Here is a 24,054-nt window from a genome sequence, read left to right on the forward strand (position 1 = left end):
ATCGAGCGGGCCTTCTGCTTTTGTCCTTCACTCTAGTCTTCTCACTTCTCACTTCTGTCTACTCACTTCTGTCTGCCTCTAAGGCTGATTCCCCGACCGCGTAGCAATCTGGTTCAGAATCTGCTGCACGAACACCACCCGCACATGCACATGCTTCGCCACATCCGGCAGGAACTCCGCCACCAGCGCACCCGCCGGGTCCGTCGCATACCCCAGCAGAATCCGGTTCCGCGTCGACGAGCCTGTCGTCGAGATCCCCGGAACATACGCATTCGATAGCTCCGCGCTGATCGGGTACGTCAGCAGCGTCGCATAGTTCGGCATCAGCGACCCATCGTCATGCTGCGACACCACCGTGTGCGCCAGCGCGTGGAGAATGCGAATCTTCAGCGGCCGTCCCGGAATGCGATGATAGCGCGGGTCTTCATGCGCCAGGCTAGGGATCGCATACACCCCGAAGAACTCGCCCTGCACATCTTCCGCAAGACTGTAGCCCGTCAGTCTTCCCCAGCCTGCCACGCCCGGCCCGTACGCTGAGTGCGACTCGAAAGCAACATACAGCCCCGAGTAGCCCACGATCGTAATCAAGTTGAACGGATCGATGATGTTCCTGCCTGCGAGCACAGCCTTGTCCGTCGACGTCAGCGGCTTCACCTGCGGGTTCTGCACCACCATCTGCAGCGGGTTCTCTGTGCAGCTGCCGTCCGCCGCGCGTGGCTCGTCCTTCAACTTCCATCCCCAGTTCATATGCGGACACGGCACAGGCCCAGCCAGCGCGCTCTGCGCCTGGTACGACCGCGACTCCGCTACATTCGGCGGCGTTGGCTGCTGCTTGGACTCCTGCAGAGGTGCATCCACTGGCTGCGACTCCGCCATCAGCACCGCGCTCGGAGCATCGGGCAGCGCCTGCGCGCCCGCCGCCATCGGTGCCAGCAGCCCGACTCCCAACAGCATCGCCGCTCCAAGCGGCCTCGCTCCAGACAGGACATGCCGCCCCTCTGCTTCAAGGGGCGGCGTGATCACCAACTTCGTTCTTTCTCGTGCGGGCATGATGTTTCTCGTCCTCATTGGTATATCCGGTCAGCTCGCCGGAGGATTTCGCTGATTGAACTCACTGCAACTGCCGCTTATGCAGGTGAACCGCCTCGAGCGCATCGTCCACGAACTCTTGGAAGAAGAAGCCCAACGCCGCTCCGCCAATCGAAGCTCCATACGTGCGGGCCGTGTCCTTCACGGTACGTTCATTACCAGGATAATAAGCGTTCGTCAGCGCCGCCGCCGCCGCATAACCCAGCAGCAATGATCCATTGATGCGGCTGTGCCCACTATCGCTTCGCGTAATCAGCGGCCGCGTCACGGCATACAGCGTCCGATGCACCACGCCGTAGCTGTCACCCTCCACGTAGTAACGCGGATCTTCATGCAGAATCGGCGCGAAGATAGCTCCGCTGAAGAGGTCCTGTGAGGTATCGCGAGCAGCTGCCGCTCCCAGCCGTTCTCCAAAAGCACCCTTGTCCGATCCATAGTCGGGATGGCCGTTGGTCACCTGCGAGTACCCCGCAGCAAGGGTGAAGCCAACCCCACTCTCCCAGCTGAAGATGTCACGCAGCGTGACGTTCACCTTATCGCGCGCCGTCAGCGGCTGTGCCTGAAATCCAGCTGGAATGAACTTGTCCGTCTTCTTCGCAACCGGTCGCGTCGTGCCGGCGAGCTGCTCCACCTGCGCTCCCTGCAAAACCGTCGCTGCGGGCACCGCCATATGCACACTCGGAGCGTCCGGCAATGCATTCACATCCACCACCCCTGCCTCCTGTGCTCCTGCGGTACAAGCGAGTGCCGCCCACAGGGCCACCACAGCTAGATTTTTTTTCTTTGAAAACTCTTGGCCCATCCATCCGCCGTTCACAACCATTTGCACAATACTCAATACTTTCTTCTATCTAATGAAAAAGGACGCCTGCCACCGGACATAGGTTGTACTGTGGCTGAAACCCCCTGGAGCCACCCCCGACTAACGCCCCACAATGGCTTTGGCACGTACCCTCCTCGACACCTCGTCGTTGACGCAGGCCTCGGCGCACACGAATCATAGAAGCAGGAAACGAGAGTGAAGTCGCATGAAGACGGGTCTATCGAACACGCGGAGTCTGGCCGCGAAAGCCATAATGAACGCGGCTGCAAGCGCTGCCTTCGTGCTGCTTACCGGATGTCATCACCGCCCGAAGCAGACGGCCTATCAGGCCCCTCCGGTCTTCGTGCCCAGACGCATCACGCCAGATCGTCCCTCGCCGAGCCGTCCCGCAGATAACAGTGCCTCGCTCGGCAATCCTGCGTCCGCGCAGTCCACAGCACCTCCGGGCTTTTACGACGACATCAGCGGCAAGCCTGTACTCACGGAGACTGGCAATGCCAGTTGGTACGGCCCCAACTACCACCATCATGCCGCCGCAGACGGCAGCACCTTCGACCAGAACGAACTGACCGCAGCTCATCGCACCCTGCCACTCGGCACCACCGTGCGTGTGACGAACCTTACCAACGGCCAACAGGTACTGGTCCGCATCACCGACCGCGGCCCCTTCGCTCCGGATCGCATACTCGATCTCTCCAAGGGCGCAGCCGATGCCATCGGCGGCGTGCGTGCAGGCATCATCAAGGTAAAGGTCGAAGCCTTCGCCCACGTCAGCACCGACCCCCTCGGTCGCTGGGCCGTGCAAACCGGCGCCTTCAAAACAGAGCAGGATGCACTCGATCTCAAGTCCGCGCTCATCGACCGCTATCCGGGATCGCGCGTCTCCGAGTTCCAGGGCCCCACCGGCTTCTGGGTTCGCATCGACCCAGCTACCCACGAACGCAAGCAAGCCGAGGTGATGCTCGACTGGATCGGCAAACCCGACCCCAGCGCCCTGCCTTACCTCGTAAGAATCGACTAAAGGTTAGCTCCTAGCCGTCTGCTTTGTCACTCCGCAGCGAAGCGGAGGAATCTGCATTAGCTTTTATAGCAATTTCCCCGCAGGTGTAGTCCATCCTTCAGGGCCGGAGGCCCGTTCTATACCAGCGTGGGCGCAGCCCCACGTAAGCGTCCATAAGAAACGAGAGGGCCGGAGGCCTGATCTAGACGGCTATACCTCGGATGAAGATGCCGTGGCCTCAAACCTTTAGCTAAGCTAGAAGCCCAAACCTACTGCACCGCAGGCGGCGCATAATACGGCAGCTTCTGCTGCTGATCGTTCGCTCGCTTCACCCCAATATCTTCGAACAAAACCTCAGGCGCAATCGTCGATTGCGGTATCGGCCCCAGGATCTGCGCCACATACGGCTTACCGCCAGCAGCAAGAATACCGCTGCGGATCGCCCGTTGATCGAGCTCATCGAACACCGCACCACGCACCAGCGTTCGCTTGCCTGCAGGCGTCACGCGATACAGCAGCCGTGGCGAAAGCTCGCCCCCCAGCGTCTCCACCTCGTACACATCGCGTCCCTGCTGCTTCGCCACAGCCAGCAGCTTCGCCTGCATCGCCGCCTCGGTCAGCGTCTGGCTGCTCTTGATCAAGATCACGCCCGCCTTCGAATGAGCAGCCTGTCCCAGCGCCGCGCGCCCATGCCCGTTCGATACCGGAAAGTCCTTCACCGGCTCGCGCCCCACCAGGTAGTTCACCAGCTTGCCATGATCGACGATCGTCACCGGCTCCACCGGCACACCCTCGTCATCCACCTTGTACGCACCCAGCAGTGTCTTGCCCTCAAAGCTCTTCATCGTCGGATCATCCACCACGCTGAGAAATGCAGGCAGCACCGGCGTCTTCAGACTCGACTGATACGCTCCCTGCGTCCGCGCATTCGTTCCAATATCCGGACGGTCCGCCTCGACGTTTGGCACGAACAGCCGGTTGAACACATCCGCCGAAGCATCGCCCGAAAACAGCACCGGCCCGTGATAATCCTCAGCCTCCACAATCGCCGCATTGCGCAGCGCATTGAAGCTCAGCAGGTTCGCGATCGTCCGCTTGCGTAGCGCCGCCGCATCTTCCAGCCCAGCAGCCGTCGCCGCATTCGACCCATTGCTCCTCGCCAGCTCCATCCCATCCGCCGCCTGCCCCGCAATGCTGATGGAATCCGTATACGCCGAGTAGCTGTGCCGCAGCACCGTGCCTTCCGTGTTCACCGTGTAGCGATTCACCGCCACCGCACTCAAACTCGCCGTCGAACCCTGCACCGCATCCGCAAACGACTTCGCCTCCGGTGCCGTCGCAAACAATCCACTCGCCTCGATCAGCCGCTTCTTCCACTCCTCGCGATCGATCTCCAGCACTGCCAGCGGCTCAATCAACACCACCGCCTTCGCTGGCGTAAAGTCATCCGCCGTCGGCCCCGCCTGAAACTGCTTCAGCGCCGCCTGCTTCGCCGAATACGCCCGCAGTGCATTCTTGTACGCCTCATCCGTCGCCGTCCACAGCGCATACTTCAGCACATCCAGATCGTTATCCTGAGGCGCCAGCGCGAGCGACCCCTCGCCGCGTGACGAACTCGAGTCCGATGCATAATCCCCGATCCGCACCTCCACCCGCACCACGCGCTGATGGCTGTCACTCTCGCTGTTCAACGCGCCATAGTTCGCGACCGCGTCATACGCAGCAATATCTTCCAGCCGATACTCCATGAAGTAAGGCCGCTGCAGCCCCGGCAACAACAGCTTCTCCTGCTCACGTTTCAACTCCTGCTGCATCGCCACCAGCAACGGATCAGATGCAGCTGCGGGTGTAGACACGGCTGAAACTGCGGGTGCCCCAGGTCCCGATTTTGGGACCTGGGCAGAAGCCGCAATACCGCTCGCGGCAACGCCCATAAGAATTAAACTCACCGCGTTGAAGGGGGCGGGCTTCAGCCCGTCCATCTTACCGCCTGAAGAAAACAGGGCTTTAGCCCCGGAGGAGATCCTCATCGCGCACCTCCCTGTACCATCGGCGCACCCAGCGGCGGCGGCTCCACAATCGGTGGCCGTGCCGAACCCTGCGCCTGCTTCTGCGTCTCAATCTCCGACACCAGCATCGCCGGCGCCACCGCGCTCACCGGCACCGTGCCACTCTCCGCTCCGCACTCGCCGTTGAAGATGTCATCGTGATCGCCCGTTGCCACAATGCGATTCAGCGCAGCCTGCGGCGTGCCCACAATCGACACCCCACGCACCAGCTCATCCGGTCGACCATCCACATACACCCGATACACCACCAGCGGTATCACCTGGAACGCCTGCGGACTCCGCCGCGTCGTCACCGCAAACCCCGAGCTGATGTCCTCGAAGAACAGCCCGTACGCCTTACCCTGCTTCTTCGCCTCGGCCTTCAGCATCTCGCGCAGCTCCGCATCGCTCACGGCCTTTGTCGAAGTCACGATCAAATTGCCCTGTCGTCCCGTCGGCATCTTGCCCGTCTCCGCGCGCCCATGCCCATTGCTCTGCGCCACGCTCGCCACCGGCAGCCGCGACATCAAAAACGTCTTCAGCACGCCATCATCCACCAGGTTCACCTTGCGCGCTGGCTGGCCTTCATCGTCAAAAAGATAGTGCCCGCTCAGCGGATGCCCGTCATACGTCGCCAGCGTCGGATCATCCGCCACCGATAAAAACTTCGGCAGAATCTGCTTGCCCATCAGCTTCGTAAACGTCTGTCCCTCTTCATCGCCGCGCTGCCGCTGTCCTTCCAGCCGATGTCCCAACACCTCGTGGAAGAACACCGCCGCCGCACGTCCTGAAAGAATCGCCGGTCCGTTGTAAGGCTCCGTAATCGGAGCCACGCGCAGGTCATCGAGGTTCTTCGCCATCGCGACCGTCTTCGCCAGCACCTCACTCTGCGGCGGCAGGTTACCGGTCGAGTCCGCCTCGAACGTCTCGGCGCGGAACAGATCCATGCCATCGGCCGCTCGCGTGCGCGCCACAATCACCAGCCGCGCCACCTGGTTCGGTGCCTGCACCTTCGTCCCATCACTGGAGATAAACGTGTCCGTCTCATGCGTCGCCTGCAGCGCTGCCGTGTCGTAGAAGATATGCGGGTAGCCCCGGAACACCGCGCTGATCTCGCGCAGCCGCTGCTCCCATGCAGCCTTATCGACATCCAGCTTCGACGCTGGCGGCAGCACATCGTCGTGCTCCTTCTCCGTAGAGAAATCGCCCGAAGAATCCTCCTCCTTCGCTCGTACCTGCTGCTCGGTCTTCACCTTCTCCAGCGCATCGAGCGCCTTGCCATACCCCTTGTTCGTCGCATACCAGAGCGTCCGCTCGATCGCCATCTGGTTGTCCGCCAGCGGCAGCGCATACGTCGTCAGCGCGCTCGTGCGGTGCGTGTCATGCGTGTTGTCCAGCGTCGGCGATCCAATGCGCACCTGCACATCCGCCGTGCGCGCATGACGCGTGGCCGAGTTCATGATCGCCCCATACTGCGCGTTGATTACCACTGTCTCCGCATCGGCCACCGAGTAGCTCACGAAGTACGGCTTCAACGCCGGCTGCTTGCTGTTCGCTGCAGGCGTATTGCCCAGCTCCGCCATCGCGCGATGCAGCTCCGCCTCCATCGCCTGCACCAGCACAGGGTCAGCGGGAGCCTGCCCGCCGTCGGCAGTCGTCTTGTCCGCAGCGCTCGCCTGGCTCGCAGCGAGTGCCATCAGCAAAGCCACCAACGAAAACCTGCCCACGGATTTTGCGCGCGACGATGGATGAAGAGATAGGGGAGAGAGAGAGGAGAACGGACGGTGAGAGATCAAGTAGAAAACCAACTTCCCTGCGTAGTGTGCTCGTCTTTCTGAGTGTACAGAAACTGGGCCGTAGCAAGATGCATCAGGCGTCCAACGCGCCAGACACAATCTGGGCCGCTATCTCACGAATCTGCTTGCCCACAGCGCCCGCACCATGCAGACTCATTACACCTCGCTCTCAAAAGGAACCTCGCATGCGCGTGCGCCGCCTCCTCCTCATCTGCCTCTTCCTGACCTTCACCCTCGGCGCCCGCGCCAGCGAAACCCCAGCCGAGCACGCCGCCAGCGTCTACGCCCAGCAAGAGCTCGACGCTGCTCCGCGCCATGCCAACATCCCCGATTACTCGCTGTCTCCGGATGAGCTCGCGAAGTCCCGGCAGCTCAGTACCATTCGAGTCACCCTCCACTTCGTTGAGGAAGCCTGGAACATCCTCAGCCTGCTGATCCTCCTGGGACTGGGTGTCTTCGCCTGGATGCAGAAGGTTGCCGTGAAGCGCTTCCCGGGTAGCCGCTGGGCGCAGGGTTTCTTGTTTCTTCTCCTCTACCTTTTGGTGGACTTTCTCGTCAGTCTGCCGCTCGACGTCTATCAACAGCGACTCTCGCTGCAATACGGCCTCTCCGTGCAGAGCTGGCCGAGCTGGCTCGGCGACACCTCCAAGAGTCTCGGACTCACCTGGTTTTTTGGCGGCCTGATCATGATGTTGCTCTTCTACATCATCCGGAAATACCCCCGGCGCTGGTGGGTTGTCTTCTGGGGTTTCACCATCCCGCTGGTCTTCCTGATCATGTTTGCTGTCCCCTACATCAATCACCTGTTCAATCACTACGAGCCGCTACAGCAGTCCAATCCAGAGCTCGTAACCCGGCTCGAACAGGTCGTGAAAAAAGGCCACATGGATATCCCACCGGAGCGCATGTACCTCATGAAAGCCAGTGAGAAGGTCACCACGCTCAATGCCGATGTCGAAGGCTTTGGCTCCAGCAAACGCGTTGTCGTTTGGGATACGACGACACGCAAGATGACACCCGATGAGATTCTGTTCGTCTTCGGCCACGAGTCCGGCCACTACGTCCTCGGTCACATCGAAACAGGACTCGCCGCAACGATCATGGGCCTCTTCCTTTCTTTCTTCTTCGCCTATTACTTCGTTCAGTGGGCCATCGGCACCTTTGGCCCCCGCTGGGGAATCTCCTCTCAAAATGACTGGGCTGCGCTCGCCGTCCTGCTCCTCGTTTTCTCCATCTTCGGGGTGATCTCTGAACCCATCGAAAACTCCTTCAGCCGCATGGACGAACATGCCGCCGACGTCTATGGGCAGGAAGCCGTCCACGGTCTCGTCGCCGATCCGCAGGCCGTCGCCAAAGGTGCGTTCGATGTACTCGGCAAAATCTCCTATGCCGATCCCAATCCCAGCCCCCTTTACGAGTTCTGGACCTACAGCCACCCCGCCATCGGCCGCCGAGCCGCCTTTGCCACAGCCTACGACCCCTGGGCCCTCGGCATGGAACCGAAGTACTTCAAAAAGCAGTGAGCAGTGGGCAAGTGAGTAGACCCGGGTGCCCCATGTCCCGCTTCCGGGAACTGGGTTCGCAGTATCTCAACACCACCCACATCACACCCACCCCAAAGATGTCATCTCGACCGAAGCGCGCAGCGAGTAGTGGAGAGACCCCTGTATCTCCGTAGCGATGTGCGAAGCACGAGCCTACCCACTCCAGCTCAAGCACTCTTCGCTCTGCGCTGAACCGAATCCCGACTTGACCCTCCACTCCCGACTCCGTACTCTCAACTCACCATGGACTGCCTCTTCTGCAAGATCGCCTCCGGCGCCATCCCCGTCACGCGGCTCTACGAGGACGAGCTCGTTCTCGCCTTCCCCGACATCAACCCCCAGGCACCCGTCCACGTCCTCCTGATCCCGAAGCAGCACCATACCTCGCTCGCACACACCTCCGCCACCGATGCCCCACTCCTCGGCCAGCTCCTCGTCGCCGCCAACCTGGTCGCGCAACAGCAGGGACTCGAAAACGGATTCCGCACCGTCATCAACACCGGTGACGACGGCGGCCAGACCGTCCCCCACCTTCACCTGCACATCCTCGGCAAACGCCACATGGCATGGCCTCCGGGCTAAAGCAGCTTCTCTTCTTTCGTTGTCATTCCCGCAGGGAATCTGCTGTTGTCTTTACCTTTGCCTCCACCTCTATTCCTTGTCATTCTGCAGCAAAGACGCCCCTTTTTGTCATTCCGCAGCGAAGCGAAGGAATCTGCATCTCCTTCTGGTTTGTCATTCCCGAAGGGAATCTGCTTCTGCTTCTGCTTTTGCTTTTGCCTTTGCCTTTGCCTTTGCCTTTGCCTTCTGGTTTGTTATTCCCGAAGGGAATCTGCTTCTGCCTTTGCTCTTGCTTCTGGATAAGTCTGGGCTTTGGCGCAGACTCTCCGCATCGCCCAAAAATCGGGCTTCAGCCAAAAGCATCGCCAAGACCACTGACGCCCTCACCCAACACTTAAAGTAGAGCTTGAGGTGGGTGTTAACTCCCGTGGTTCCACACTTCCCACCCCTCCGCCCGCGAATTTCCTGTCAAGCCCCGGTACCCCTTATCTCCAACATTCTAAAAGCGATAAAAATTGCACTTTCACCCCTCTCCATTCGGTAGAATTAACTTATAGGGTGAAAAAGAGAAACGAACCTCTCTTCGGATGGCTCACGGAGTCGACCCGAATGGAACAGACTCAACCCAGACTTAACCAACCTCGAATCAAGACTTTGATCGGAAAAGTACGGGGGGAGGGGGGGGTACCCTCCCTCGGACGGCATCGCACATGTTGCATCACGAAGAACTTCGGGCCGCGCTGGTGGGAACGCGCTTTGCCAACCACCTCCATCATTTCCTCACCATCGACTCCACGAACTCCGCGCTGATCGCAGCCGCCGCCAAAGGCGCGCCTGAAGGCACTGTTTATGTCGCCGACGAGCAGACAGCAGGTCGCGGTCGCGGCGGCCACAACTGGCATTCCGCTCCAGACGACGGTCTTTACCTCAGCGTCCTCGTCAAGCCTTCCCTGCGGCTGCGCGAAGCTCTCTGGCTTTCGCTCGCCACAGGTCTCGCAGCCAAAGCAGCGATCCACACCGCAGCCTGCATCAACGTCGACCTCCGCTGGCCGAACGACCTGCTGATCGGCAAACAGAAGCTCGGCGGCATCCTCGTCGAAACCTCCGCAGGCTCCGGCAACGACGCCCCGCTCCACTACGCAGTCATCGGCATCGGCATCAACCTGAACCACACCAGCTTTCCGGAAGAGCTCTATCCACTCGCCACCTCGGTCCGCCTCGTCACCGGCAACCCGCAAAACCGCCAGTCGGTGCTCATCACGCTGCTGCGCGCGCTCGACCGTGAACTCACGCTGCTCGAAGAAGCCAATGCCCCGAACGCAAACGGCGAGCAGGAGTCCGTGCTCGACCGCTTCGCCAAGGCCTCCGAATGGGTTCACGGACGCCGCGTCGGCGTGCCCGAACAAGGCGGCTATACTGGGACGACCGCAGGTCTCGACAGCCGGGGCTTCCTCCTCGTCGACGCCGATGACGGCACACGACGCACCGTCCTTTCGGGCGGCGTTCGCGACCTCATCTAGCGCAGAACCCTCGGTGCGGATCACTCAACATCACGAAGGACGAGGCAAGAAGGCTCATGCTACTGGCACTCGATGTAGGCAACTCCAACACTGTTCTTGGGCTATACCAGCTCGCAGCGGAAGGCGTTCCCGCCCAGCTTGTCGCTGACTGGCGCATCACGACTCCGTACAAGCAGACTGCCGATGAACTCGGCGTCCTCTTCCAGACGCTCTTCGCCATGCGCGGCATCAAGCATGAGGTCGTCACCGGCGTCGCGGTCTCCTCCGTAGTTCCGCCGCTGGATTCCACACTGCGTCGCGTCTGCGAGACCTACTTCAACGTCAAGCCGCTCTTCATCGAGCCCGGCGTAAAAACCGGCCTGCCCATTCTCACCGACAATCCCAGCGAGGTCGGCGCGGACCGCGTCGTCAATTGCGTTGCCGCCTTCGAACTCCTCGGCGGGCCAGCCATCATCGTCGACATGGGCACTGCAACCACCTTCGACGTCGTTAGCGCTAAGGGCGAGTTTCTCGGCGGTGCCATCGCTCCCGGCCTTGGCATCTCCGCCGATGCACTCTTTGCCCGCGCCGCACGCCTTACGCGCGTCGAGATTAAGAAACCCGCCAAGCTCATCGGCACCAGCACCACCGACAATCTGCAGATCGGCCTCTACTACGGCTACATCGGCCTCGTCGACGGCATCCTGGAACGCATGATCCACGAGCTCGGTCCCGATACCAAGACCGTTGCTACCGGCGGCCTCGCCAAGCTCATCGCCGCCGATAGCAAGTACATCCACCAGGTCGACGAACGCCTCACACTCAACGGTCTTCGCATCATCTACGAACGCAATCAGGATCGGCACCGCCGACGGTAAGGCAGTGAGAAGACAAGAGTGAAAAGAGGGAACGCCCTTCACTCCTGTCTTCTCACTCCTGTCTTCTCACTGCCCCTCATGAATTACTTTGAATACTTCTCCGAAATCGAAGAGCGCTTCAGCGCTCGGCGCGGCAGCATCCTGCTGTTGAGCACGCTCGACTGGGCGCTGATCGAGACATGGCGCGAAGCGGGCATTCCGCTCGAAGCCGTCCTGCGCGGCATAGACAACGCCTTCGACAAGCACGATCTGAAGACGCAGAAGGCCGGTAGCCGCAACCGCAAGGTCAACGGCCTCGCCTGGTGTTCGCAGGCCGTGATGGAAGCTGCCGAGGAGATGGTCGAAGCCGCCACCGGTACCGCGCCCGCCAAACGCGAGCCGCAGGAGAGCGGCTTCGAGACCGAACGCGTCGCAATCTTTCTCGAACGCAACGCAGCCGCCTTGGAGTCCTCCAAAAATCTGGGTGCCCCATGTCCGGATTCTCGGACATGGGAAAGCATCACCTCCACTGCGACACGCCTCCGCGAACTCGCAGCGACCATGCGTTCTGAGGCGCCGATCGCGCTTGACGATCTCGACCGCACATTGACGGTGCTAGAAGAAAAGCTCTTCGCGTCGCTGCAGGCAGCAGCCACAGAAGAACAACTCGTCGCTTTGAAGACGCAGGCCGACAGAGAACTCGCGCCCTACCGCAGCAAGATGAGCACCGTGCAGCTACGCCAGGTGCAGACACAGTTCCTGCACAAGAGGCTGCTTGAGCTTTTCCTTATTCCACGCCTCAGTCTTTTCTATATGGGCCACGAAGAATGAGCGAGCCAGTCCAATACCTAACGCCGCGCTGTCCGCACTTCGGGAGCTGTGGTGGCTGTCAGTACCAGGACCTCTCGACCGAAGCCCAGCTTTCGCTCAAGCGAGAGTCACTCGCCGAGCTGCTTCGCAGTGCTGGTGTAAACGTGCTTGCGGAGATCCAGACACACGCATCCGAGCCCTACGGCTATCGCAATCGCATCCGTCTCCGCGTCGAGACGATGAACGGCGAGCTGCAGCTCGGTTACAACGAGCGCGGCACGACAACGTTCCTGCCGATCACCACCTGCCCCATCGCGGCACCTGCACTCTGGAACACCGCGCAGTCACTCCTCGCCGCTGCGAACGAGGATCGGGACGCAGCTTTCTGGCTCGCCGCTGCCAGCGAGGTCGAGTTCTTCTGCAATCATGACGCGACGCAGCTTCAACTCACGTTGCTTTGCGCTCCCCGCACCAAGTCGCCGCAGGGCAGTTTCATCCGCGCCTTGAAGACGTTCCGCAACCACGCACCGGAAGGTATTACGCTCGTCGGTGCAGGAGCCATCGCCAGCGATCCACGCACCGGCCCAACAGGTCGCACGCTCGCCGAAGATGGCGCAGCCGGCCTGAACTACCGCGTCGGCGACGAAACCTACTGGATCACCCGCGGCGGCTTCTTTCAGATCAACCGTTTCCTGCTGGAAGCCCTTGTCGACCTCGTCTGCGATGATCGCAAAGGCGCATTGGCTTGGGACCTCTTCAGCGGAGTCGGCCTCTTCTCTCGCGTGCTGGCCCGCAGCTTCACGCAGGTCACTGCCGTGGAGTCGCATCCCGGCGCGATTGCCGATCTGCGCAACACCTTCCGCAAGCTTGGCCCTGCGTACACCGCAGTCGAAGCCACCGTCCTCGACTATTTACGCAAGGCCAACCTCCAGCGCGAACGCCCTGAATTGGTCGTGCTCGATCCGCCACGTGCTGGCGCAGGTGTCGAAGCCTGTGAACTGCTGCTGCGCATCGCACCCAGCAACATCGTTTACGTCTCATGCGATCCAACGACACTCGCTCGCGATCTCGCCGTGCTGCAAAACAGCTACACGATCGACGCGCTGCACCTGATGGACCTCTTCCCGCAGACCTCGCATCTCGAGACCGTCGCCATCCTCAGCCGAACAAGCTAAACTTATCGCATCCCTCCACGCGGGTCCTCATCCTTAATCCCTGATCCTGGTTTTTAGGCGCTTCTCATGCGGGCAGTCGGCGCTGCGACTCATTGGATGAACGAACCTTTAGTCGTAGAGCCCTTGCGCCTGCGACGAGTGCCCATGCTGTGCGCTGCCATCAGCTTCGCCGCAGGTGAGATACTTGCGCGCCATTGGCAGCCGACGCTATTGCTCGCACTATGCATTGCGTTGTTCCTGGTACTCACGTTAATAAGTATGCGCATTGCTCCGTGCGTAGTGCTGGTGCCAGCTCTCGCCATGTGGTGTGCAGCTGGCTGCTGGTGCGCGCAAATGCAACCCCCACTCGCCGAGCACCGTGCCCTGCAAACCTACGCGGACGGCCTCAATCGCATCGTGCGTGGCCGCATCGTGCGCGTGCGCCTGCTGCCTCCACAGCAATCCATGCAGGAACGGCCCTTGCATCCCTGGGAGATCGAACCCGGCGGATGGGAGACCGACACGAATCCGCCGCTGCAGTCGGTCGACCTCGACATCTCCGCTGTCGAAGAGATGACCCCCGACACAGACATCATGCAGCCCAACTCCGGCGGCGTCCGCGTGCTGCTGACCGGCGGCACCTTGCCCTTGCACTGCGGCAACGTCGTTGAGATTCCGCTGCGCCTGCGAACACCGGACATCTATCGCGACCCCGGAGCCTTCTCCTACGCGAACCAGTTGCTCAGCGAAGGCATCGACCTTACGGCAAGTACAAAGCCGAACCGCGTCGTGCAACTTGACGCCGCATCTGCCAGCGTCCGCTGCCGTATCTACGCTGCACAGGCATGGGCTGGCGAGCGACTCGATACCTACTTCGCCTCGCGCGCCAACGCAACGCTGCCAGCGACGTTGCGGATAAGCCGCGAAGACGCAGGCATGTTGAACGCGATGCTCTTTGGCAATCGCACCGCACTCGGTACAACGTTGCGGGATGCCTTTCAGCGCACCGGCACCTTCCATCTCTTCGTTGTCTCAGGTCTGCACGTCGCCCTGCTGGCGAGCGGTCTCTTCTGGATCTTTCGTCGCCTGCGACTACCCGAAGGCGCAGCCGTCGTCACAACCATCACCCTGACGACCGCCTACACTCTGCTCACCGGCTTTGGTGTACCAGCACAACGCGCACTGCTGATGACCTCGCTCTATCTGCTTGCACTGTGGCTCGACCGCGAAAGCAATGCACTCAACGCGCTGGGATTCGCTGCCTGCATCGTGCTGCTGCTCGATCCGCGCAGCCTCTTCGAGTCCAGCTTTCAAATGACCTTCCTCGTCATCGTCGCCATCGCAGGCGTCGCCGCGCCGATCATTCAACGCACACTGCATCCGTATGCGCGATCACTCAAGCTGCTGCATGTTCTCGCACTCGATGCCTTCCTTCCGCCACGGCTTGCGCAGTTCCGCGTGCGTGTTCGGATGTTCTGCATCCTCGCTCAAAGCCTGCTGGGTCGCCCGCTTCGTTCTCTTCCGATCTGGCTGCTGCGGCTGATGTATCACCTCGCCGAAGCCTGTATCGTGAGCCTCGCCGCCGAGCTCTGTCTGGTGATACCGATGGCGATTTACTTCCACCGCGCGACACTGTTGGCGCTGCCTCTGAACCTGCTGAATATACCCCTGCTTGCCGCTCTGTTGTGTGCAGCTCTAACGATGTTCTGCGCAGCTCTGATCAGCAACTGGCTCGCAGCAATCCCCGCAGCTCTCACCGCTTTGCTACTGCACGCCATGCGCTTCACGGTGCTGCACCTGCAAACCGCACCTCTCGCAGATATCCGGATGCCCGCGCCATCCATGCTGGCAATCGCAGTCGCCATCGCGATGATCGCTGCAGGCTGCATCCTTTTGTGCGAACGCAGCCGCACGCTCGTCATCGCTGGAACCACTCTAGCCTTACTCGTTCCTCTTGTAACGCTGTACCCGGCAAGACCCCTTCTCCATGCCGGCGTGCTCGAGATCACAGCGCTCGATGTTGGCCAGGGCGACTCGCTGCTGACCGTCGCGCCCGATGGCCACACCCTGCTCATCGACGCAGGCGGCCCGGTCGGTCGCGGCGGAGGCACCGCGATCAGCAGCTGGGACATCGGCGAAGAGATCGTCGCACCGTATCTATGGTCGCGACGCATCCGGCGACTCGACGTCGTAGCTCTCACGCATGCGCACTCCGACCACATGGGTGGCATGCCAGCGGTCTTACGTGACCTCCGCCCGCGTGAGTTGTGGCTTAGCATTGAGCCTGCCGATTCGCCAGGTCTCAAGGCCTTACTCGACGAGGCCCAGCGATTGTCGATTCCTGTAAGACACTTGCGTGCGGGAGACACCTTTGCCTGGGGCGACACTCAAATTGCGGTGCTCGCGCCTGAACTGGGTTATGGCAATGATCGCGCTCCTGTAAACAACGATTCTCTCGTACTCCGTATCGACTACGATCGGTCCAGCGCGCTGCTCGAAGGCGACGCGGAAGCCAGCAGCGAAGACGCGATGCTGAACCACCATCGTCTTTCCCCAGTCACGTTGCTGAAGGTGGGCCATCACGGCAGCAAGAGCTCCACCACTGCGGAGTTCCTCGATGCCGTCGCACCGCGCGCTGCCGTCATCAGCGTGGGCCGCCATAACACCTTCGGGCATCCGCGCGCTGAGGTGCTCGAGCGCCTGGAAGCAGCGCACACCCGCACCTATCGCACGGACCGTAACGGTGTGGAGACCTTCCTGCTCGACAGAGACGGCGCGATCACCGCCAGTTCCGCGCTTGTTCCGCTGTCTGTTTCCACAGAGCCCTGGGACTAGAATGCCAGCAAGCTGAGCTTGAACGGGACGCTCCAAATCCAACGCACGCCAACCGCGCAGGAGACTTATGGAAAAGCCTTCGACCCTCACAGCCGCAACCTCACCCATCAAGACTCCTAAGACACAGGAAGAACTTGAAGAAGCCAAGCTGATTCGTCGTTTGCAGCTGATGATGAACCTTGTGATGCAGACGATCGCGCAGGATAGTTCTCTCAGCGTCGACGATGCTTCACAGATGATCGCCGACAGCCGCAACGCCGCCCTTGCCATGTTTCCCGGCAAGGAACTCGCCTACGATCTGATCTGGAAGCCGCGTTTCCAGCGGCTGATGCGAGAACGCTTCCGCATCATGTAACGCACAAACAGCGAGGCCATCCGCGAACGGATGGCCTCGCTGTTTAGAGTTGCGTTGAGGTTAGAACTCGATACGAGCCGACAACTGCACTGACTTCCGGGTTGCACTGAGATTGTTGGTGACGGTGCCAAAAGCGGCGTTGCCAAGCTGAGAGCTCGCAACAGCAAACCACGTGTGATTCGTGATGTTGTACCACTCTGCGCGAAAGTTCAACCGTGTCGTATCCGTGACATGCAGCGGGAAGCTGCGCACCAGGGCGACGTCGAGGTTGTAGTTTCCAGGACCATAGAGACCATAAGCGGCCGTGCGCGCTCCATTCGCAAACGTATAGAGAGGTGCGAATGGCGAGCCATTGGGAAATGCCGTGGATGCGGCCAACTGCGAAGGCGCAATGAACGGACCGGTTGGAGCCGCCTGCGTTCCACCGCTGGCAGCAATGTAGGAGATGGCGGTAGGATTGGCTGCCGTAATGCCCTGACCCCATTTGCCATTGACGCGGACCTGGCCCGAGAAGTTCGGGTTGTAGTTCGCTTCATTGCAGCTCTGCGCCGGGTTGGTCTGGCATGCCGAGGACGTGATCGAAAGAGGCGAGCCGGAGAATGCCTGGAAGGTCTCCGAAAACTTGAAGCCTCCAAGAACAGCGCGCTCCAGGTGGTTCGTTCCGAGAATGCTGTCCCCGATAGGCAGGTTCCACACACCCGTCACTACGATGTGATGAGGCTGGTTTGTCGTTGAACTCGAGCGCTCGATCCGGTCCGCAGCAAAGCTGACATTCGGCTCGTTTGCAATCGTACCCGCGGGGATGGCATAGCCTGTACGGAAGGTGCCGCCATCGTCGATCGAGTGCGACCAGGTGTAGTTCGCCATGAAGGTGAGCCCATGCGAAGGACGCATGTTGAGCGACACCTGCAGTGCGTTGTAGTTAGCGTTTGCAGTGTAGCCAAACGTATCCGATACCCCCTGGAACGGGAAGGGCTTGAGAGCTGCCGAGATCGCCTGGGTTGGAGTAAAGCCTGTCGGGCAGGTGACACCCGCTGCCGTGCAATTTGCCGTAGTCGCAAGCGAAGTCAGGTTGGACTTCAGAGCAAGGTATTTCGGATCTAGCCCGTTCGACCAGTAGCCACGAGGGCTGCCGCTATCGACAGGCAGAAAGTGGCCCTGCGAACCGACATACGAAATAGTCGAAGTGAAAGCGTTCGTCCACTGGTGCTGGAAGCCGAAGTTGTAGTTCAGGAACTCAGGCGCACGCGAACCGTAATAAGAATCGTCGTAGCCGATGCTGGACGGTGTGCCGGTATATCCAGAGGTCGTCGTGTAGCCGGTTCCATACTGCGGTCCCGACGCTGTTCCAGAAGCCACAGGGTAGGTAGGAATTGCGCCATTGGCTCCGGTGAAGGGGGCGGTGCTCAGCAGCGATCCATTCGAAGCGAAAGAAGGCGCAGACGAGAAACCGAGAGTACCCAGGCTGCTCGCGCCACCGCCTACAGCTCCACCGTGCGAGAACATCACACCGTAGCTGGCACGGATGACGGTCTTCGGATCAACCTGGTAGGCGAGGCCGATGCGCGGACCAAAGTTCTTGTACCAGTTCTGTACCGGCGTCGAGCAGTTGCAGGTGTTCGGGCCAGTACCAGTGAACTGAAGCGCCCCATTGATGCCAGTAACTGGGTTCGCAAGGTTTGGGTTGAAGAAGCTGCCCGCGTTGTGAACTTCACGGACTGAAGGATAGTAGTCCCAGCGAAGACCAAGGTCAGCGGTCAACTTCGACGTAATCTTCCAATTATCTTGCACGTAAGGAGAGATAGGACGGAAGCGCGCGCCGAACTCTTGCTGAAGGTAATTTGTAAAGCTCGTCTTGTCGATCTGACCTACCAGGAAGCTGGCGTAAGCAAGACCGGTGTTCGCAAGCGCTGAATACTTCGGGGAGGCATTCGTGGAAGGCGTGAGGCCCGCCGTTTCCGTCACCGCCGTTGCCAGCGTGAGAGGTGTGCTACCGCCCGTGGCGTTAACCACGTTGTAGAGCATCCACTGGATCTGGCCCCCGAAGGTGAGCGTATGCTTGCCCTTCTGCCATTGCAGGTTGTCAACAAGGGTATAGTTCTCAGCGAGTGTGACGCCGGGCGTCGTGCCCGCCCACTGCGTGGGCGCGTCCGTACCGGCAAAGGTCGTGATGGGAAAGGCGGAGCTGGCCGGACCGCTGGGCTGTCCACTGATGCCCATCGCAGTTGCGGCGTAGGTAGGAGCTTGATCGGAGTCGAATGTGGGCCCATTGTAGCGAGCGTAGCCATATTTGAACTGGTTGACGAGGTGCTCGGTGAAAGCGTGCGACTCTTCTACAACCGCCACAACGGTTTTTGGAGCATACGCCTGACCGTAGTTATAGGGGAGCGGGCCAACGCCACGACCGGCGGTTGTCTGACCAACAGGGTTAGAGCTGGCTTGGCGACCCACGGCGGCCGTGTCTTTGGGATTGATCACATAGTCGATGCGGTCGGTCGTCGACCAATTGACGAGGCCCGTCTTGTTAGGAGCGAGGTAGTTGTTCTGTAGGTTTTGGTTGGTCAGCGTCGGAATAAACTGCTGCATATTCTTGGCGACAGTAGAGAACTCGCTGGCTGGAATCACGTTGACCGCAGCGCCCGTAGCGACAGGGTTTCCAGCGGGACCCGTAGCTGCTCCAGGGCCATATCCATACTGATAGCGGCAAGGGCCAGTGGTGCTGTGCGCCGTGCAGGCCGTCTGCGTAGAAGGATCGTAAATAGCAATGCCCGTCGCGCTGAAGTCGCCGCCCTGCTGTGCAAGCGTGGGGAACGTGTTGTAGGTGGGTGTTGCGCTGGCATAGCGGAAGCCGTTGTAGTTACCGAAGAAGAAGAGCTTTTCCTTCCACTTGCCAAAAGGCACCAGCGGACCACTGAGGTTGATACCGTACTCATTGCTGTTCTCAACCGGCTTCTTCACCTGGCCGAGTGCGTTCGGCAGTTTGCCGAAGAATCCATACGTGTCCAGTGCCGTGTTGCGGAAGAACTCATACACGCTTCCGTGGTACTTCGTGCCACCCTGTTTGATGGTGTAGTTTTGAATGCCCTGGCCTTCGTAGATGGCCGAATAACCGCTTGTCTGCACCTGGAACTGGTCGACAGCATCTACCGAGATGGCCGTCCACACGTAGCGCGGATCGCCGTTACCGCCGGCACGCACAAACGCCACGCCGTCTACATAAACATCAGAGACAGCGCCCTTGCTGCCGGAGCCGTTGACGATGCCGGTGTTGGTCGTGGGATTACCGCTGGTGTTGTTGCCCTGCACACCGGGCATCAGGAACGCAAAGTCGGTAGCACGGCGTTGATCGGGCTGGCCGTAAGCGCCCATCTCGATCGGCAGCGCGGAGTACATCTCGTTCTCCATCGTTGCGCCGAGCGTCGCGTTCGTCGTCTCGAGCTGCGGAGGCAGCGTCGATACCGTGACCTCCTGATCGCTTCCGCCAACAGGCAGCTTCGGACTAAAGGTCTGCGTCTCGAGAGCATTGACCTGAACGTTCTTCTGCAACAGCTTCTGGAAGCCGGGAGCCGTCACAGTGATCGTGTACACCCCGGGATCCAGAGTGTTCACGGAGTAGTCGCCCGCCGAGGTGCTGGTGGTCGTAGTGGAGATGTTGTTCGCCGTGTTTGTGATGACGATCGTTGCGCCAGGGATGGAGGCGCCGGTCGGATCCTGAATCGTGCCGGAGACGGCACCTTTACCGGCAAGTTGCGCCTGCGCTGGCATGGCAGCCATCATCAGGAAGGCGGTCAGACAGGCTACACCGATCGGGTTGATCAGTACGCGTAGCGCGCGACGGACAGAAGGGGAAAACAATGGATGCTTCACATGGACTCCTAAAAGGTCTTGCAGGAGCCTGTTGATACGCACTGTGGAACAGTTGACGCTCAGCAGGTTCAGAGATACTGTTTCTCTCGCGTTGAACACTATCCGCGTTCGCTGTAAAACATGTCAAGTCGGAAATGAAGGCGGTCAAACAGCAATGACGCCCCGGGATGTCGATCTCCGGGGCGTCATCTGTGTAAGGCGTTGTTTCAATAGGTATTTACGGGCTACGAACCTGCTCTTTCGGAACGTCCAGAAAGCTCCGCCGCGCGTGCCTCCGCAAAGGCTGCGGCCCCCAAAAGAGCGCAGGTGTCATCCAGGATCACCCGGACCGGCACCGCGTGTAATAGCGGCGAGAGTCGTCCTTTATCGAGGAAGGCCTTCGTGAACTCGCCGTTCTGAAGCGTCTTCAGGATCTTCGGCGCAATGCCGCCGCCAAGATAAATGCCGCCCATCGCCAGCACCTTCAGAGCGATGTTGCCAGCCTCCGCTCCATACGCAGACACGAACAGCCGCATCGTCTCCGCGCAGATCTCGCTGGAGCCATCCTCGGCACACTGACCGATCACAGCATTGGGATCTTCCTTCTCCAGGCGGTCCTTCAACCACTGCGGCTCTTCCATCTTCACATCGTCGCGCAGGAAGGCGTAGATGTTCTTGATGCCGATACCGGAGACGACGCGCTCGCTGCTGACGCGACCATTGAGCGTGCGCTGCAGATATTCGAGCAGCGCGATCTCGCGCTCGTTGCGTGCTGGGAAATCCGCATGACCGCCCTCGGAGGGCAACGGTAGATGTGTATGCGATTTCGCGTCATAGATCAGCAGCGCTTCGCCCAGGCCTGTACCCGCAGCGATCAACCCGCGATGCCCAACGGACTTCGCATCGCCTTCGATCAGCGTGAAGACACTCTCCGGCGCGAGCTCCGGGATGCCGTAGCCATTGGCTTCGAGATCGTTGATGAGGAAGATATGCTCAATGCCCAGCGACTTCTGCAGGTCGCGCGCGTCCAGCGTCCACGGCAGGTTCGTCAGCTTCAAGCGGCCATCACGGACGGGGCCGGGACAGCCAAAGCAGGCAGCAATAATCTCAGGCTCATCCTTGCCCTGCGCCTGGAAGGCCTTCACCACATCGTCGAGTGACTTGTACTCATGCGCGGGAAACTTGTGGTCACGCACAGATGCTAGCCTGCCGCCGACAAAGTTATACAACGCCAGATGGACCTTCGTGCCGCCTACATCGCCTGCCAGAATCATTTGCGCCTCAAAAATTAGTTAGACAGTAGAGGGGAAGACAGTAGTGAACGGAATACACCGCTGTCTACTGTCTTTCCTCCACTGTCTGAGTTAAAGCTCCAGGGTGCCAATCTTGTGCGAGCCCGTGTCGATACTCGGCGAGGGAAGCTTTGCCGCCGCAGCCTCGTCAAGCAGGAACAGCAGCTTGCCGTTCGAGGGCCGAATCAGCTGCGAAGGCAGACGATCGATGTCGCGCGGCCCGGTGAGCACCTCAGCAAGAACATCGGCCTTCCCTTCGCCTTCAATAGCAAAAACAACTTCTTTCGCCTGGTTGATTACCGGCGCTGTCAACGTGATGCGCCACGTATCTTTCTGCGGAACATGATTCGCGAGAACGAGGTTCGTAATGTTCTCCAACGCTTCCGTATGAGGAAACAGCGAAGCGGTATGACCGTCCGGCCCCATGCCCAGCAGCAGCAAGTCAAACGCAGGCGACTCCGCACCCTCCAGCTTCATGCTGTTGCGCAGGTAGCTCTCGTAGCGTGACGCGGCCTCTTCAGGGTCCAATTCGCCTTCCATGCGGTATACGTTCCCCGCCGGCAGCGGTACCTTGTCGAGCAGCAACTCCTTGCACACCCCGTAGTTCGACTCAGGATCGGTCGGAGGCACGCAGCGCTCATCGACCCAGTAAAGATGCAGCTTATCCCAAGGGATTGTGTTGAGGAACGGGCCTGCGGGATCGGCCAGTAGTTTGAAGCTCGCCTGAGGAGTGGACCCACCCGAGATCGCGATGCGAGCCACGCCACGCGTCGCTATGGCTTCTTCCGTACGCTTTGCAAACAGCCGAGCAACAGCCAGCGCTGTGTCTTCTTTTTTCGACCAAACCTCGTATGTCACCGTGACCGAACGTGCCATAGCTCAACAAACTCCTTGAAGTAAAATCTGCGCCCTTACTCCAACAACAACCTTAGAGGCCGTTGCAATAATCGCTGTAACGATCAACAGGGAGCAGCAATAAAATTTGCCACTCCCTGTTGAATGCTTCTATGCCTGTTTACAGCTTGTGCCACTTGCGGCCATCGCGACGAAGCAGGTCATCCGCTTCTTCGGGCCCCCAGCTGCCCGACTCATAGTTAGGGAAGCCCGCAGCTGCGGTCTTCTCCCATGCTTCGAGGATCGGGGTCATCAGCGCCCAGGTCGCTTCCACGCCATCGCGATGAGCGAACAGCGTGCCGTCGCCCAGCATGGCATCGAGCAACAGACGCTCATAGCCGTTCGCTGAGCTCTTGCCGAAGTTCTCCGCGTAGCTGAAGTCCATATCCACTGGCTTCACGTTCGTGGTCGGTCCGGGGATCTTCGCTCCGAAAGTGAGCTTGATGCCCTCATCCGGCTGGATGCGAAGCTGCAGCACGTTCGGCTGTACCTTCGTGGTCTGGTCGTTGCCCTTGAAGAGGTGAAGAGGCGGCTGCTTGAAGGTCACCGTCACCTCGGTCACGCGCTTCGCGAGACGCTTGCCTGCGCGGATGTAGATTGGTACACCGGCCCAGCGCCAGTTCTCGATCTGTAACTTCATCGCTGCAAAGGTCTCGGTGTTCGACTCGGGGTTGACGCGGTCTTCCTGGCGGTAGCCAATCACGTCCTTGCCGTCGACCTTGCCGGGACCGTACTGGCCGCGCACCGTATCGGTAACAGGTATCGGTTCGATTGCCTTCCATACCTTCAGCTTCTCGGTGCGAACAGCGTCGCTTTCGAAGCTGTCTGGCGGTTCCATCGCGACGAAGCTCAACACTTCCATCACGTGGTTCTGCAGAACATCGCGCAGAGCGCCGGCCTTCTCATAGAACGGGCCGCGACCTTCAATGCCGATGGACTCGGCAGCGGTGATCTCGATGTGGTCTATGTAGTTGCGGTTCCAGATGGGCTCGAACAAGGCGTTCGCAAAGCGGAAGACGAGGATGTTCTGCACCGTCTCCTTGCCCAGGTAATGATCGATGCGGAAGATCTGATCCTCGCGCAGTACAGCGTTGATCTCATCGTTCAACTTCTTCGCCGACTCAAGATCGGTGCCGAAGGGCTTCTCGATGATGACGTGTGCCCACGACGGGGCCGCCGGGTTCGTCATGCCCTGCTTGGACAGACGCTGCGTTACATCGGCAAAGTACTCCGGTGCCACCGCGAGATAGAACAGGCGATTGCCCTTCGTGCCAAGCTCCTTGTCGATGCCTTCCAGGAACACCTTCAACCCGGCAAAGCCGTTGTCGTCGTCGAAGTTGGTCGTGAAGTACCGCACACGATCCATGAAGGGCTTGAGCTTGGGATCGTCCTGCTCCACACCGCCGCCCTTGATGATGCCGTCCTGCATATCCGGAGCAAAGGTCGCCGAAAGATCGCGGCGGGCAACGCCTACAACCGCGAAGTCCTGTGGCAGAAGACCTTCCTGCTCGAGGTGGTACAGCGCGGGCAACAACTTGCGCTTGGTCAGATCGCCCGAAGCGCCAAAGATTACAACGACGCAGGGCTCCGGAATCCGCTCCTGCTTCTTTCCTACGCCCGTCTGGGCGGTCTTCACATCGTCTGCCATCAC

At 60.1% G+C, this 24,054-nt stretch carries 17 protein-coding genes; 9 read left to right on the top strand and 8 right to left on the bottom strand.

The annotated features are described in order from the left end of the window. Positions 1-78: 78 nt before the first annotated feature. Together OHL14_RS16185 and OHL14_RS16190 are read right to left on the bottom strand one after the other, a co-directional pair. The gene (locus tag OHL14_RS16185) at positions 79-954 is read right to left on the bottom strand and encodes a hypothetical protein (protein ID WP_263380412.1); all 876 of its coding nucleotides are present in this window, start codon (positions 952-954) and stop codon (positions 79-81) included. Between the two features lie 157 nt (positions 955-1,111). Next, positions 1,112-1,927, bottom strand: coding sequence for a hypothetical protein (locus tag OHL14_RS16190; protein WP_263380413.1), 816 nt, complete (start codon positions 1,925-1,927; stop codon positions 1,112-1,114). Between the two features lie 190 nt (positions 1,928-2,117). Between OHL14_RS16190 and OHL14_RS16195 the strand changes: the two genes are divergently transcribed. Beyond that, entirely contained in the window at positions 2,118-2,933 is an 816-nt protein-coding gene (locus OHL14_RS16195; protein ID WP_263380414.1) for a septal ring lytic transglycosylase RlpA family protein, read from the top strand. 248 nt (positions 2,934-3,181) lie between these two features. Here the strand turns inward: OHL14_RS16195 and OHL14_RS16200 are convergent, their stop codons facing one another. Together OHL14_RS16200 and OHL14_RS16205 are read right to left on the bottom strand one after the other, a co-directional pair. Further along, a complete protein-coding gene (locus tag OHL14_RS16200) occupies positions 3,182-4,942 on the bottom strand; it encodes a metallopeptidase TldD-related protein (RefSeq protein WP_263380415.1) in 1,761 nt (586 codons plus the stop codon). Further along, complete coding sequence (locus OHL14_RS16205; RefSeq protein ID WP_263380416.1) at positions 4,939-6,657, bottom strand: metallopeptidase TldD-related protein; 1,719 nt, start codon at positions 6,655-6,657, stop codon at positions 4,939-4,941. The genes OHL14_RS16200 and OHL14_RS16205 overlap by 4 nt, the downstream gene beginning before the upstream one ends. A 284-nt stretch (positions 6,658-6,941) precedes the next feature. On the opposite strand from OHL14_RS16205, the gene OHL14_RS16210 reads away from it, so the two are divergent. From OHL14_RS16210 to OHL14_RS16245, 8 genes are all read left to right on the top strand, one after another. After that, positions 6,942-8,279 carry a M48 family metallopeptidase gene (locus tag OHL14_RS16210; protein WP_263380417.1) on the top strand — a complete coding sequence of 446 codons (1,338 nt, stop codon included), beginning with the start codon at positions 6,942-6,944 and terminating at the stop codon, positions 8,277-8,279. Between the two features lie 264 nt (positions 8,280-8,543). Then, positions 8,544-8,882: a histidine triad nucleotide-binding protein gene (locus tag OHL14_RS16215; protein ID WP_263380418.1), complete on the top strand. Its 339-nt coding sequence runs from the start codon at positions 8,544-8,546 to the stop codon at positions 8,880-8,882. Positions 8,883-9,571: 689 nt separating this feature from the next. Beyond that, a complete protein-coding gene (locus OHL14_RS16220) occupies positions 9,572-10,381 on the top strand; it encodes a biotin--[acetyl-CoA-carboxylase] ligase (RefSeq protein ID WP_263380419.1) in 810 nt (269 codons plus the stop codon). Between the two features lie 56 nt (positions 10,382-10,437). Then, positions 10,438-11,238, top strand: a complete 801-nt coding sequence (locus OHL14_RS16225; RefSeq protein ID WP_263380420.1) for a type III pantothenate kinase — start codon at positions 10,438-10,440, stop codon at positions 11,236-11,238. A gap of 78 nt (positions 11,239-11,316) precedes the next feature. Further along, complete coding sequence (locus OHL14_RS16230) at positions 11,317-12,048, top strand: hypothetical protein (protein WP_263380421.1); 732 nt, start codon at positions 11,317-11,319, stop codon at positions 12,046-12,048. Next, complete coding sequence (locus OHL14_RS16235) at positions 12,045-13,202, top strand: class I SAM-dependent RNA methyltransferase (RefSeq protein ID WP_263380422.1); 1,158 nt, start codon at positions 12,045-12,047, stop codon at positions 13,200-13,202. Before OHL14_RS16230 ends, OHL14_RS16235 begins: the two co-directional genes overlap by 4 nt. Positions 13,203-13,298: 96 nt before the next feature. Beyond that, positions 13,299-16,016 carry a DNA internalization-related competence protein ComEC/Rec2 gene (locus tag OHL14_RS16240; RefSeq protein WP_263380423.1) on the top strand — a complete coding sequence of 906 codons (2,718 nt, stop codon included), beginning with the start codon at positions 13,299-13,301 and terminating at the stop codon, positions 16,014-16,016. Between the two features lie 67 nt (positions 16,017-16,083). After that, entirely contained in the window at positions 16,084-16,371 is a 288-nt protein-coding gene (locus OHL14_RS16245; RefSeq protein ID WP_263380424.1) for a hypothetical protein, read from the top strand. Positions 16,372-16,431: 60 nt separating this feature from the next. Here OHL14_RS16245 and OHL14_RS16250 read toward each other — a convergent pair whose 3' ends face one another. The 4 genes from OHL14_RS16250 to zwf all read right to left on the bottom strand — a co-directional run bounded on the left by OHL14_RS16250 (position 16,432) and on the right by zwf (position 24,051). Then, complete coding sequence (locus tag OHL14_RS16250; protein ID WP_263380425.1) at positions 16,432-20,238, bottom strand: TonB-dependent receptor; 3,807 nt, start codon at positions 20,236-20,238, stop codon at positions 16,432-16,434. Between the two features lie 224 nt (positions 20,239-20,462). Next, a complete protein-coding gene (gene glk / locus OHL14_RS16255) occupies positions 20,463-21,491 on the bottom strand; it encodes a glucokinase (protein ID WP_263380426.1) in 1,029 nt (342 codons plus the stop codon). A gap of 90 nt (positions 21,492-21,581) precedes the next feature. Further along, complete coding sequence (gene pgl / locus OHL14_RS16260) at positions 21,582-22,385, bottom strand: 6-phosphogluconolactonase (RefSeq protein WP_263380427.1); 804 nt, start codon at positions 22,383-22,385, stop codon at positions 21,582-21,584. Positions 22,386-22,524: 139 nt separating this feature from the next. Then, a complete protein-coding gene (zwf, locus tag OHL14_RS16265; protein WP_263380428.1) occupies positions 22,525-24,051 on the bottom strand; it encodes a glucose-6-phosphate dehydrogenase in 1,527 nt (508 codons plus the stop codon). Positions 24,052-24,054 lie beyond the last annotated feature (3 nt).

It is taken from the genome of Granulicella paludicola (assembly GCF_025685545.1).
GTDB classification, from domain to species: domain Bacteria; phylum Acidobacteriota; class Terriglobia; order Terriglobales; family Acidobacteriaceae; genus Granulicella; species Granulicella paludicola.